Here is a 12,225-nt window from a genome sequence, read left to right as displayed (position 1 = left end):
GATATAATGATTGAAAACTTTCACGAGGAGCGAACCTGATGATTCGATTACACTGCCTTCATGCCCATCCGTCTAATCAGTCCTATATAGAAGAGGTGTTTGGTGATACCGATGTTGAGCTGCATCACACGGTCGATTCATCATTTATAGAACGTGCTACACAAGATCCCGATTTTAATCCTCACAAGCAGCAAACCTATGCCATCAACAAATTGATGAAAGAAGATGAAGCCGACATCATTCTGCTCACGTGTACACAATACATTGCCGCCTTGGGTGATCAGCAGCATCTCTTTAAGCAACCGATTGTTCCGATTGATGAACCGTTATTTGAACTGATTTGTCAGAGAAAAGGGCCTCTTCAACTTGTGTTTTCAAACCCGGATACAGTGGATGGGACAATGGAGCGGCTTGAATCATATGCAAAAGAGCACGGCAAACAGATTGATGCAGAAGTTATGGTGATGGAGGATATCTTTCACCTTTGCCTAAACGGTGACATGCATGCTTATGAGAAGCAAATTAAAAAGCAGCTCAGAAGATGTATGAAAAAAAGTGGAGACATTTGCGTGATGCAGCTATCGATGGTTTATGCGGCACAGCAAATGGAAAAGGAGACAGGCGTTCCGATCATTCATCCGCTTTCTCCACTTAAACAGTTTGTCCATCAAACAATATCCGCTTTGAAGGAGTGAACCTGTCTGGTTCGCTCTTTTTGTATAGAAACGGAAATGGGATGACATGTTAAAAAATAATCGAGCGCAAACTATTTTCAAAAGGTGCGCGTCTATCCATTGTAAGAAATAACCGATGCGCATTTAAGATAAAGGAGCTCTTTGTAAAATGAAGAAACGAAAAATAGAGGATCAATTTGCTGATTACGTAATGGAGCATAAACACAGTTTTTATCGATTGTCCTATAGTTATGTCAAAAACCCAGAAGATGCGATGGATGTCGTTCAAGAGGCGATTCATAAAGCACTCAAATCTGTTCACCGATTAGAGGATGCGACCAAGATGCATAGCTGGTTTTATAAAATCGTGGTGAACGCAGCCCTAGACTTTTTACGAAAGAAGAAGCGGGTGCAAGTGACAGACGATGATACGCTTGAATTCTTATCACAGGGTGAATCAGATGTATATGAGGATCAAGATGTCAGAAGAGCCATAGAGGATTTGCCCGAAATCTACCGGAGCATCATTATCTTGAGATTCTTTGAAGATTTAAAACTAGAGGACATCGCCCACATTCTCGATGAAAATGAAAACACCATTAAAACAAGATTATATAAGGCGTTGCGGCTTTTAAAAGTAGAATTATCGCAGGAGGAAATATAAATGGATAAGTATTTAGAACAGTTAAAAGAGGAATATTTAGAAATCCCCATTCCACCGGAATATGATGCTATGGTTGAACGGACATTAAAACGAAAAAACAAAAAACCTCATTTTCAGCAATGGACGATCGGACTTGTTGCTGCGGCTGCTCTATTTGTCACGACTGTGAATGTCAGTCCACAGGCGGCAAGAGCTATTTCGGAGATACCTGTCATTGGCGAGCTGGTGAAAGTCGTGACATTCACAGAATTTAAAAAGAGCGATCAAGGAACGAATATTGACCTTAAAACACCACACGTTTCAGGGCTTGGGGACGGAACATTACAAGACAGCCTGAATCAAAAATATTTAGCTGAAAACAAAAAGCTGTATCAAGATTTTGAAAAGGAAACAAAGGGATATAAAAATGGTCATTTAAGTGTTGAGAGCGGATATGAAGTGAGAACAAACAATGACCAAATTCTCTCACTAGGTCGATACAAGGTGACAACTCAGGCGTCTGCGGCAGAGGAAATGACGTATGATACGGTGGATAAGAAAAATCATGTACTCATTACATTACCAAGCCTGTTTAAAGATGACCGTTATATTGATGTGATTAGTGAAAATATTAAAGAGCAAATGAAGAAACAGATGAAAGAGGATTCAAATAAGATTTACTGGATTACCAAGCAAGATACGGTTGAACCGTTTAAGAAGATTCAGCCAGATCAAAGCTTCTATATCAATTCAAAAGGCAAACTGGTGATTTCCTTTAATGAATATGATGTGGCGCCTGGTTACATGGGTGTAGTTGAATTCACGATTCCAACAAGTGTGTTAAAGGATATTCTTGTCAGTGATATGTACATTCATTAAAAGAAGAAAAAAGACTGCTGAACATGTCAGCAGTCTTGTTGTGTTTATGAAGAAAGTGCGTCTGTCAGTGCAGGTACGACTTGTTTCTTTCTTGATACAACACCTTTTAGTAAAGCGGTGTTGTTTTCAAGTGTGACGTTAAATGCTTTTTCTACTTTTGCAGCTTCGGCACCGAGTGCAAGTGCAAGAGAGTCATTTTCTAGGATGTCTGTGATCACTAGAACGAATAGATCAAGACCTTTCACTGCGATGACTTCATTGATTTTCGCTTCAATATCAGCCTGTCTTGCTGTCACTTCTGCGATATCTACTGTATTGACTTGCGCAATTTCCACTTTGCTATTGCCTAGTGCGAATTCTTTTGCATCAATTGTAATTAGTTCTTGAACCGTTTTTTGGCTTAGGTCAGCGCCAGCTTTTAGCATGTCTAGGCCGTAAACTTCTGGATCTACCCCTGCAATTTCAGCTAGTTCATGCGCAGCATCAATGTCTTGTTGTGTACATGTTGGTGATTTGAATAGCAAGGAATCAGAAATGATTGCAGATAAAAGCAAACCAGCGATTTCTTTTTCAATCTTCACTTGGTTCTCTTTGTACATTTTGTTTAAGATTGTTGCTGTACAGCCAACAGGCTCAGCGCGATAGTATAGAGGTTCACTTGTTTCAAAGTTGGCAATACGGTGATGGTCAATGACCTCAGTCACTTGTACTTGATCAATATCGCTTACACTTTGTTGGAATTCGTTATGATCGACAAGAATGACTTGCTTTGTTTCGTTTGCAGCCGTTTCAATGAAACGAGGTGCTTCTTGTTTAAAGAAATCTAATGCGAATTGTGTTTCTCCATTGATTTCTCCAAGTCTGACCGCTTCTGCTTCGACGCCGATTTTGTTTTTTAGATCAGCGTAAGCGATAGCAGAGCAAATCGTGTCTGTGTCAGGGTTTTTGTGTCCGAATACGAGTGTTTTTCCCATGTGAATTCTCCTTCTTACATTTATTGATGATGTTTCTATTCTAACAGCTTTTGACCTTGAATTCAGGGTTTATAGCTAAGAATAATCTAAAAAATTGTAACATGCTGTTTGAAAAGTTGCATGTACGAATCGATATCAGTGTTCCACGTGAAACGCTCCTAAGATAGCCTGCATTTTACTTGCGATTTACCGCTATGGTAAAATAAAGGTTGGAGTAAGACATCGTGTAGCTTACATCGTACGTATACATAGAAGGACACATTGAGCAAGATATAGTAAAAGGATTGGATAGAGGTGAAGGTGTGAAACAAACAAAAGCGTTAGTAGAGGGCGCTATCATGATCAGTATTTTCTCTGTCATGACGCTGTTTTATTTGTATGTGCCGCTATTATCCATTATTTTCTTTCTAGCTGCTCCGATTCCGATCATCCTCTATACAATCAGGCACGGCTTGAAAAAAGGAATTGCTGCTGGCGCTATTGGGATAGTGATCAGCTTTTTAATTGGGTCTATTAATGGACTCATGACTGCGCCAATTCTGATTGCTGTCGGATTAGGTATGGGTGTTTTCTACAGCAGAAGACAGCCTGGGAATGCCATCATTACAGGTGCGCTGATCTATCTATTCAGTTTCCTTATCTCCTTTGTTGTCAGTGTTCAGCTTTTTCAAATCGATATTATGAGTGTCGCGAAAGAGTCGATTGAGCAAATGATTCCAATGTTAGAGAGTGTCTTAAAGCAATCCGGCGCTTCTGAGCAGGACATTGCGAAGCAGCTGAAGCAGTTCAGAGAGATGCAGGATGCTGCATTGAGTGCTTTACCTGTCGCGCTGTTGATGTTAGTTACGCTGACGGCGTTCGTGAACCACTGGTTTGTGAAGCCTCTGATCAAACGGTTTGTCAAAGACATGCCAGCCTTGAAGAAATTTAAGGATATGCGGCTGCCAAAAAGCATGGTATGGTATTATTTACTCACACTGCTTTTGATGCTGATTCAGACAGAAAAAGGCAGCTTTTTATCGCTCGTTCAAACGAGTGCGTTTCAAATTTTATTTATACTGGTGCTTATTCAGGGATTTTCTTTTATCTTCTATTATTGCTACGAAAAAAACATCTCAAAAGCGGTGCCCGTTTTCGCTATCGTGTTAGGAGTTCTCTATCCGCCAGTCGGTGTGATTGTGCGTATTATAGGGATTGCTGACATAGGCTTTGATTTAAGAGAAAAAGTAAAAAACAAATAATTCACTCTGAATGTTGAGGAGTTGATATCAGTGCCAAGCTTCTATAGAAAACCTGTCATCAAGTATCCGATCATCGCTTTGATTGTCCTTGCGGTGGTCACAGTCCTCCTCAACCTTTATTATAATTGGATCATAGGAGCGGTTGGTCTTTTAGTCCTTGCAGGTGTGCTCTACTTCTTAAAGTGGGCAGATACGCAAGTGCAAAAAGAGATTGATTCATATATTTCAACATTATCCTATCGAGTCAAAAAGGTTGGAGAAGAAGCATTAATGGAAATGCCAATTGGTATTATGCTGTTTAATGACCAGTATTATATCGAATGGACAAATCCATTTCTCGCTTCGTGTTTTCATGAAAGCACGCTTGTCGGCAGATCCTTGTATGATACATTCGAGTCTATTGTGCCTCTTATTAAACAAGAGGTCGAGACAGAAAATGTGACGCTGAATGACCGAAAATTCAAAGTCATTATTAAACGGTCAGAGCGCCTTTTATATTTCTTTGATGTCACAGAACAGGTACAAATTGAAAGACAGTACGAAAATGAACGAACGGTGTTATCTTATATCTTTTTAGACAATTACGATGATGTCACGCAGGGGCTTGACGATCAGGTGCGCAGCACCATTAATAGTGAAGTGACGTCTCTGTTAAACAATTGGGCACAGGAATATGGCATTTTCCTGAAGCGAATTTCGTCCGAACGATTTATGGCGGTTCTAAATGAGAGCATTTTAGCAGAGCTGGAAGCGTCGAAATTCTCTATTCTAGACGAGGTCCGTGAGAAAACAGGAGCGCATAGTGCGACGCTTACCTTGAGTATCGGGATCGGTGCATCCGTACCTTCTTTAAAAGAGCTTGGGGCACTTGCGCAGTCGAGTCTTGATCTTGCCCTCGGACGAGGCGGGGATCAGGTAGCCATTAAGCAGCCGAATGGAAAAGTGAAATTCTACGGCGGAAAAACGAATCCAATGGAGAAACGGACACGTGTACGCGCACGAGTCATTTCTCATGCTTTAAAAGAAATTGTTTCTGAAAGCGGAAATGTCATGATTATGGGGCATAAGTTCCCAGACATGGACTCAATCGGTGCATCCATTGGGATTTTAAAGGTCGCCCAGGCTAATGGGAAAGAAGGCTATATTGTCATTGATGCCAACCAGATTGGGGACAGTGTTCAACGTTTGATTAGTGAAATTAAGAATTATGAAGATCTTTGGTCACGTTTTATCACCCCAGAGGAAGCCATGGAGCTTGCGAAGGATGACACGCTGCTTGTGGTCGTGGATACACATAAACCGTCTCTCGTCATGGAAGAACGACTACTCAATAAAATTGAAAATATCGTGGTCATTGACCATCATAGACGCGGCGAGGAGTTTATCCGTGACCCATTACTTGTCTATATGGAGCCGTATGCTTCATCCACAGCAGAGCTTGTGACAGAGCTTTTAGAGTATCAGCCGAAGAAATTGCGCATTAACATGATTGAAGCTACTGCGCTTCTCGCAGGGATCATCGTTGATACGAAGAGTTTCTCGTTGAGAACGGGATCAAGAACGTTTGATGCAGCATCCTATCTTCGTGCGAAGGGGGCAGATCCTGTCCTTGTCCAAAAATTCCTAAAAGAGACCGTCGATCATTACATCAAACGGGCAAAGCTCATTCAGCATACAGATCTGTATCAAAATCAGGTGGCGATTGCTTCATTACCGTCAGACAGCTCGGAGTATTATGATCAAATCACGATTGCCCAGACGGCAGATTCCCTGTTGTCAATGAGTGAGGTAGAAGCGTCATTTGCTGTCGCTAGACGAGATGACAACACGGTGTGCATTAGTGCGAGATCATTAGGAGATATCAACGTCCAAATTATCATGGAAGCGTTAGATGGCGGCGGTCATTTAACTAACGCTGCAACCCAAATGTATGGTATAACCATTGAAGAAGCGGTAGAGCAGTTAAAAGCTGCCATTGATGAATATTTCGAAGGAGGGGTTCAAAGATGAAAGTCATCTTTCTAAAAGACGTAAAAGGCAAAGGGAAAAAAGGCGAAGTCAAGAATGTAGCTGACGGATACGCTCACAACTTTCTCATCAAACAAGGGTTAGCAGTTGAAGCAAACCCAACGAACCTAAGCGCATTGGAAGGGCAGAAGAACAAAGAGAAAAAGAATGCCATCCAAGAGCTTGAACAAGCGAAACAATTAAAAGAAACACTTGAGGCGCTAACAGTGGAACTAACAGCAAAATCAGGTGAAGGCGGCCGTCTGTTTGGATCTATTACAAGCAAACAAATCGCTGATAAATTGCAAAAAGATCATCAAATCAAAGTCGATAAGCGCAAAATCGAGCTGAATGACGCCATCCGTGCATTAGGTTACACAAATGTACCGGTGAAGCTTCATCCAGAGGTACAAGCAACATTAAAGGTACACGTGACAGAACAAGCATAAACCGAAAAGAACCCGTCTCATGAGGAGGCGGGTTCTTTTTTTATGATGGATCTGAAATATAGACGCTTCGTCCGGCTCGCATACCGGATATAAACATGAAAAATAGGATGATGATAAAGATGATAATGGATGGCGTCCATGTATGTGTGAGATCAAAAAGGATACCGATCATGAAAGGACCAACGGCGGCTAATAAATAACCGAGAGACTGCGCCATTCCGGAAAGGGCAGCGGCTTGCTCCATATTGGTCGTCCGTAATCCGATAAAAGTGAGCGCCAGACTGATGCTGGCACCTTGTCCAATGCCGATCAATAAAACAGAGATCACAAGAATAGGCGTCGATCCTCCGAGAAGGAGCCCGATCATGCCAAGTAAATACACAAGGACAAGGCCCAAGACAAGCGGTCTTTGTGTTTTTAATTTTTCCGCGAAAACAGGCGTTAAAAAGGTGGATGGCAGCCCAGCAAACTGCATAATGGACAGCATCCAGCCGGCTGTCGACAGGTTCATTCCATGTGATGTTAAAATATCAGGAAACCAGGCGATGCTGCTATAAAAAAGGAATGACTGCAAGCCCATAAAAAAGGTCACCTGCCATGCGACACGCGAACGCCATATCGGCTGCTCTGTGAGCGAAATGCTTTTGACGGCCGCTGTGTTCTGATGAAGAAGCTGCGGCGCCCAGACCATCATCGCGAGAAGTGCAAGGCCAGCCCATACGAGGAATGAAGTATTCCAGCCGCCAGGCATTGCATGGCTGAGCGGAACACTGACACCTGATGCAAGTGCCGCAAAGACGGACATCGAAGTCGTATACACGCTCGTCATCAAACCAGCATGTGCAGGAAATTTATGCTTCACAAGCCCTGGTAAAAGCACATTACATATCGCAATCCCGACACCGACAAGCGCGGTTCCCACCATTAAGAAGGTGATCGAGCCAAACGAGCGAATCACAATCCCAAATAGAAGGACAGCAAGCCCAAGCCAAAGGGTTCGTTCATTGCCAAGACGCTTTCCGATTTTAGGTGCAATTGGAGAAAGCAATGCGAATGAGAGCAGTGGTAATGTCGTGAGAAAACCTGCAAGTCCATTTGAAAGCTGCAAATCGGAACGAATGGCGCCGATGAGAGGGCCGACGGACGTAATGGCAGGCCGCAGGTTAAATGCAATGAGTAAAATCCCAGCAATCAGCAGGATGGTTTGTCCCTTGCTGCGGGGATGTAATGTTGATTGTTCTAGTTGTTGTTCCATGAATGTAAACTCCTTTATTTCTTTAAGAAGAACGATCTTTCTTCTGTTCAAGTTCTGCTAGTTTAGCGATTAAGATATGCTGCGGCATATGCATGATTTGTTCAATGGGTACATTGAGTGATGCCGCAAGTTTTTGTGCCGTATCGGCTGAGATTTGTAATGGTCTCATACGCAAATCCCTCCTCTTTCAATCTATAGGTTCCAATATATCATATCGGCTTTGTGCCATGCAGATAAAAAATTAGAGTTCTCTTTGATAAAACCACTTTAGGGCTGATAAGAAATTTTTTTGAAATTGTTTCAGATGATGGCCCTCCCCTTGTTCGATGTGATAGTGCAGCTGCCATTCCTGCATCCCTTTCTGTAATAAAAGATCATGTAGTTGTTTATTGAATAAAGGCATGTGCTGTTGAGCAGATGTTTTGCCTTTACCTTCTTCACTGCCCACAGACAAATAAATAAGGTGATCCACATACTGAATGCTTTGTTGTTTAGCAAACGGCAGAAAATCTTGATACCAAAATGACCCAGAGATAGATGCGATGTTTTTAAAAAGAGCAGGGTACATCAATAAAGTATAAATTGCAAATAGCCCACCTAATGAAGCACCTATGTGACTATGTTCATGACAGGTCTGTTTGACTGGATATTTTCTTTTGATATATGGGAGCAAGTCATTCGCTAAAAATGACACATACGTCTGTGCCTCGCCTTTAAAGTCAGGAAACCCAGAGTGCAGTGATGACGCCTTCCATGGTGTATACTCGTCAAGTCGATTGAAGGGGTGTATGCCGACAATGATGATTGGAGAGATGGTTTTGGCTTCGATCAGTCTTTCGATCTCTAGCAGGTGTGTTCTAAACAAAGAAGAGCCATCTTGTACAAAGACAGCTGGAACATTAATAGAGGTGTCATGTGGAACGTAAATATCAAGCTGACGCCCGTTAAACTCGTCATATAGAAACGTTCCGTTCATATGTATTCACTCCTCAAGATTCTCAAATAAGCTGAAAAGAAGACAAAGGGCTAAACATTAACCCTTTGTCTTCTTTTTTTAGTTGTTTTTCTCTAACCATTTGACGGCCTTATCAAGGAAGGTTGTTTTGCTTAGTGCTGTTCCTCCTTGAAGCATAGGATCAACGACATTTTCATTGATGTGCCCATTTTTCACAGCTTTTAAGCTTGTCCAAATTTTATTTTCCTCTAAGTCCTTCAATGCGTTAGGATTCGATGAGTTTTCCTCTTTAGAGAACTGAACAAAAATATAGTCAGGATTGAGTTCGCCTAGGCGCTCCAATGAAATCAATGCTTGTGCTTTGGCTTTTTTGATATCACTTGGTGCTGTAAATCCTAAGTCCCCATATAAGGTAGAGTTGAAATATACGTCTTCAGGGTACACGTACAGGTCGCCTTGTCTAATGCGTAAAATGACAGCTGTTTTGTTGCTGCTTTTGTCTTTCAGGGTTTCTTTCGCTTGTTTGAGGTCTTTCTGATAATCAGAAATGATGTTTTTCGCTTCTTCACTTTTTCCAGTAAGTGTACCGAGCAATAAAAGATTGCTTTCCCAGTCAGAAGAGACATGGGATACTGGGATCGTTGTTTGGACTTTATCCAATTTTTTAATTGTTGCAGGTGGAAATTTTGTTGATCCGAGTATCACGTCTGGTTTTAGTTTTAAGATTTTTTCTAGATTCGGTTCCGTTTTTTCACCGATGCCTTCTGTTTTCGCTGTGATGTCTTTAAATAATTCAGGGAATGTGCCGCCTACTGTAGAAGCACCAATAGGCTCGATATTAAGTAATTTGGCATCTTCCATTGATTCTAGGCTTCCAGCAATGACAATTCGTTTCACTGGTGTTTTGAGTTTGTACGTTTGATCTAAGTAATTGATGTTTGTTTCTGCTATTTCAGCTGACTTGCTTTTGGTTGTGTTTGAAGCAGGTTTATTTTCTGCAGCACCACAGGCAGCTGTGGTGATCGTCATGATACAAAGGATAAGCAATGCGAACCATTTTTTCATTTGTTTTCTCCTTTAACTGATAATTGTTCTCAACTAAAGATTGTATTAGGCTTTTGTCCTTTTATCCATAGACAATTCTCTGTCAAATGATGGACTTTTTACGGAAAAAAAGATAAAAGGTCCTGAATGACTCGTTTATGACTGGCTGCTGTGTATTCACGCCAAGGGTCAGATGCTAGTGGATAGACTGCTTGTTGCGTCACAGCTTTGAGATTTTGCCAATCTTCCTGTTGCTTTAACTTTTGATAAAAAGCAAGGGTTTTTGGCTCCTTATGCAAGTAGAGGAAGATGGCGTCTGGATCTAGCTGTTGTATGGAGCGAATGGTGATTTTCTTTTCTATTAGCTGTCCATCATTCTGAAAAGCTGGCAGAAGACCAATATCATGAAAAATCACTTCTGACATGGTGCGATTTAAAGACAAGTAGAGTTGATCTTGAAAGATACGAAGAGGCAGGACGGTTTTTGGTGAATGATCAAAAAGGCATGTCTTTTTCGCCTGAATGACGAGCTCCTCATAATGAATCAACCATTCTTCTGCTTCCTTCGCTTCGTTTAGGAACATAGCTGTTTGTCTGAATTGAGTGCGCCAATCCAAATGGGTGAATGGAACAAAGTGAACAGGACAGATGGTTTTCAACACTTGTTTTTCTTCCTCTGTCACATGATCATTGGCAATGATCAGCTCAGGTTTTGTTTCCTTTAATTGCTGTAAATTGGCTTCAGCGTGCTCGTTGATCCGATGTGCACTCAGATGAATCGGGATTTCTTCTGCATGATGCTCAAAATCATGTGCTGTCCATTTAGGGTGAAGAGGGGCAGCATACGGGATGATATGAATGGGTGTGAGCTGACCGAGTATGGAATGGCCATAGGCTGCAATTTTCCGCTGACGGCTTTTCATATAAGTAGAAGGGGTCATGCCCGTTTTTTTCTTAAAGATGCGGCTAAAGTAATAGGGATCTTGATAGCCGATTTCCAGTGCAATGTCTTTGAGCTTTGCATTGCCTTTTGCCATTAGCTGTTTGGCTCTAGCCATCCTTTTCTTGGTGATATAATCAGTGACACTCACATTAAAATGCTTTTTAAATAGCTCACTGTAATGATTGGCGCTGATGCCAGCCATTTGAGATAGACTTGTAAGGCTGAGGGGTTCTTCGGAATGTTGATCAATATATTGTTTTGTTTTGAAAAGGGCATGTGTCGTGTCACAAATATCTTCATTATGCAGTGTGAAAAGCTGCAGGATGAGCTGTTGAAAAAGGGTTTGGCTTCTAAAAAAGCTAACGGATTCATGTCTTTTCCATTCCTCTGTCATTTCGGACAGTAAAGAATGAATTTGTTCAATTGAGCTAATATCAATAAATTGCCATACATTCAGTAAAGACCGGGCATGTTCAGTTGATACTTCTTCTATGTGTTGACCTTGCGGCGTGTACATTTGAAAGCGAAGCAGATAGAGCTCGTGTTTTTGATAAGGCTTTGTTTTTAACATAAATGTCTCATCAGACAGAATTGTATAGAGCGTTAGATTTTTCAATCGCCATTTTTGATCGTTCAGCGTGAGTAAGCCGCTGCTGCTTATGCTGAAGAGGAGGCAGAATGTATCTGATAGCTGCTGCTCCGTATGCGGAAGCTCTGCATTATTTATTTTTTCAGTATATGTTAATCGATAGATGAATTGTTCGGCAGTTGCCATTGTACGTAATTGATTGTTTCCCATAAAACCACCTGATCTCTTATTTGTTGATAAACATTCTCAATTAAATTGTAGCAGAAAGAGTTGGAAAGATGGTGATGTTTATTCTGTCAAAAAAGCACCCTGAGTGAGATCAGGGCGCGATGATTTAGTCTGTTTTTCCATGTGCTAGCGCAGGTTCTTTTGTTAAGCTTAATGGCCGTAAGTCCTGCCAGTGTGTCTGGATATAATCGATGCAGGCGTTTCTAGTGTCTTCACCAAAGACCTTTTCCCACCCATCTGGCACTGGTGCAAATGATGGCCAAAGTGAATGCTGTCCTTGTTCATTGACAAGCACAAGAAATACACCGTCTTCACGATCAAAGGGATTTGTCATTTGTCATCTC

The 12,225-nt window shown here is 41.5% G+C and carries 13 protein-coding genes; 6 read left to right on the top strand and 7 right to left on the bottom strand.

From position 1 onward, the window contains the following. The first annotated feature begins 38 nt into the window (after nucleotides 1–38). From MHH54_RS18790 to MHH54_RS18780, 3 genes are all read left to right on the top strand, one after another. Nucleotides 39–695 (top strand): hypothetical protein, encoded by a 657-nt coding sequence (locus MHH54_RS18790; protein WP_106036257.1) that lies wholly within the window; start codon nucleotides 39–41, stop codon nucleotides 693–695. A 148-nt stretch (nucleotides 696–843) separates the two neighbouring features. Then, nucleotides 844–1,338 (top strand): RNA polymerase sigma factor, encoded by a 495-nt coding sequence (locus MHH54_RS18785; protein ID WP_106033061.1) that lies wholly within the window; start codon nucleotides 844–846, stop codon nucleotides 1,336–1,338. Beyond that, nucleotides 1,339–2,196, top strand: coding sequence for a DUF3298 and DUF4163 domain-containing protein (locus MHH54_RS18780; RefSeq protein ID WP_106033062.1), 858 nt, complete (start codon nucleotides 1,339–1,341; stop codon nucleotides 2,194–2,196). A 44-nt stretch (nucleotides 2,197–2,240) separates the two neighbouring features. Here the strand turns inward: MHH54_RS18780 and MHH54_RS18775 are convergent, their stop codons facing one another. After that, entirely contained in the window at nucleotides 2,241–3,170 is a 930-nt protein-coding gene (locus MHH54_RS18775; protein ID WP_268494310.1) for a manganese-dependent inorganic pyrophosphatase, read from the bottom strand. Nucleotides 3,171–3,472: 302 nt separating this feature from the next. On the opposite strand from MHH54_RS18775, the gene MHH54_RS18770 reads away from it, so the two are divergent. The 3 genes from MHH54_RS18770 to rplI are packed head-to-tail and all read left to right on the top strand — an operon-like array spanning nucleotide 3,473 to nucleotide 6,867. Then, nucleotides 3,473–4,411, top strand: coding sequence for a YybS family protein (locus MHH54_RS18770; RefSeq protein WP_342500552.1), 939 nt, complete (start codon nucleotides 3,473–3,475; stop codon nucleotides 4,409–4,411). Between the two features lie 30 nt (nucleotides 4,412–4,441). Then, on the top strand, nucleotides 4,442–6,421 hold the full coding sequence (locus tag MHH54_RS18765) for a DHH family phosphoesterase (RefSeq protein ID WP_106033065.1): 1,980 nt from the start codon (nucleotides 4,442–4,444) through the stop codon (nucleotides 6,419–6,421). Next, the gene (rplI, locus tag MHH54_RS18760; RefSeq protein WP_044139055.1) at nucleotides 6,418–6,867 is read left to right on the top strand and encodes a 50S ribosomal protein L9; all 450 of its coding nucleotides are present in this window, start codon (nucleotides 6,418–6,420) and stop codon (nucleotides 6,865–6,867) included. Before MHH54_RS18765 ends, rplI begins: the two co-directional genes overlap by 4 nt. A 40-nt stretch (nucleotides 6,868–6,907) precedes the next feature. Here rplI and MHH54_RS18755 read toward each other — a convergent pair whose 3' ends face one another. From MHH54_RS18755 to MHH54_RS18730, 6 genes are all read right to left on the bottom strand, one after another. Continuing rightward, nucleotides 6,908–8,122 (bottom strand): MFS transporter, encoded by a 1,215-nt coding sequence (locus MHH54_RS18755; protein ID WP_003214688.1) that lies wholly within the window; start codon nucleotides 8,120–8,122, stop codon nucleotides 6,908–6,910. Between the two features lie 22 nt (nucleotides 8,123–8,144). Continuing rightward, on the bottom strand, nucleotides 8,145–8,291 hold the full coding sequence (locus MHH54_RS18750; RefSeq protein WP_003214589.1) for a YycC family protein: 147 nt from the start codon (nucleotides 8,289–8,291) through the stop codon (nucleotides 8,145–8,147). Nucleotides 8,292–8,363: 72 nt separating this feature from the next. Next, on the bottom strand, nucleotides 8,364–9,098 hold the full coding sequence (locus MHH54_RS18745; protein ID WP_003214801.1) for an alpha/beta hydrolase-fold protein: 735 nt from the start codon (nucleotides 9,096–9,098) through the stop codon (nucleotides 8,364–8,366). Nucleotides 9,099–9,176: 78 nt separating this feature from the next. After that, entirely contained in the window at nucleotides 9,177–10,142 is a 966-nt protein-coding gene (locus MHH54_RS18740) for an ABC transporter substrate-binding protein (protein WP_342500551.1), read from the bottom strand. Between the two features lie 98 nt (nucleotides 10,143–10,240). After that, complete coding sequence (locus MHH54_RS18735; RefSeq protein WP_342500550.1) at nucleotides 10,241–11,863, bottom strand: helix-turn-helix domain-containing protein; 1,623 nt, start codon at nucleotides 11,861–11,863, stop codon at nucleotides 10,241–10,243. Between the two features lie 124 nt (nucleotides 11,864–11,987). Next, nucleotides 11,988–12,215: an MbtH family protein gene (locus MHH54_RS18730; protein WP_003215360.1), complete on the bottom strand. Its 228-nt coding sequence runs from the start codon at nucleotides 12,213–12,215 to the stop codon at nucleotides 11,988–11,990. Nucleotides 12,216–12,225 lie beyond the last annotated feature (10 nt).

Origin of the sequence: Bacillus sp. FSL K6-4563 (genome assembly GCF_038630405.1) — a bacterium.
GTDB classification, from domain to species: Bacteria; Bacillota; Bacilli; order Bacillales; family Bacillaceae; genus Bacillus; species Bacillus pumilus.
This window is presented reverse-complemented; position numbering and strand designations above follow the sequence as displayed.

Bases quoted from the DNA above. Each gene is read 5' to 3' on its own strand.
- MHH54_RS18745 (WP_003214801.1), bottom strand. From the start codon at position 9,098: ATGAACGGAACGTTTCTATATGACGAGTTTAACGGGCGTCAGCTTGAT.
- MHH54_RS18730 (WP_003215360.1), bottom strand. From the start codon at position 12,215: ATGACAAATCCCTTTGATCGTGAAGACGGTGTATTTCTTGTGCTTGTC.
- MHH54_RS18755 (WP_003214688.1), bottom strand. From the start codon at position 8,122: ATGGAACAACAACTAGAACAATCAACATTACATCCCCGCAGCAAGGGA.
- MHH54_RS18790 (WP_106036257.1), top strand. From the start codon at position 39: ATGATTCGATTACACTGCCTTCATGCCCATCCGTCTAATCAGTCCTAT.
- MHH54_RS18775 (WP_268494310.1), bottom strand. From the start codon at position 3,170: ATGGGAAAAACACTCGTATTCGGACACAAAAACCCTGACACAGACACG.
- MHH54_RS18785 (WP_106033061.1), top strand. From the start codon at position 844: ATGAAGAAACGAAAAATAGAGGATCAATTTGCTGATTACGTAATGGAG.
- MHH54_RS18780 (WP_106033062.1), top strand. From the start codon at position 1,339: ATGGATAAGTATTTAGAACAGTTAAAAGAGGAATATTTAGAAATCCCC.
- MHH54_RS18740 (WP_342500551.1), bottom strand. From the start codon at position 10,142: ATGAAAAAATGGTTCGCATTGCTTATCCTTTGTATCATGACGATCACC.
- rplI (WP_044139055.1), top strand. From the start codon at position 6,418: ATGAAAGTCATCTTTCTAAAAGACGTAAAAGGCAAAGGGAAAAAAGGC.
- MHH54_RS18750 (WP_003214589.1), bottom strand. From the start codon at position 8,291: ATGAGACCATTACAAATCTCAGCCGATACGGCACAAAAACTTGCGGCA.
- MHH54_RS18735 (WP_342500550.1), bottom strand. From the start codon at position 11,863: ATGGGAAACAATCAATTACGTACAATGGCAACTGCCGAACAATTCATC.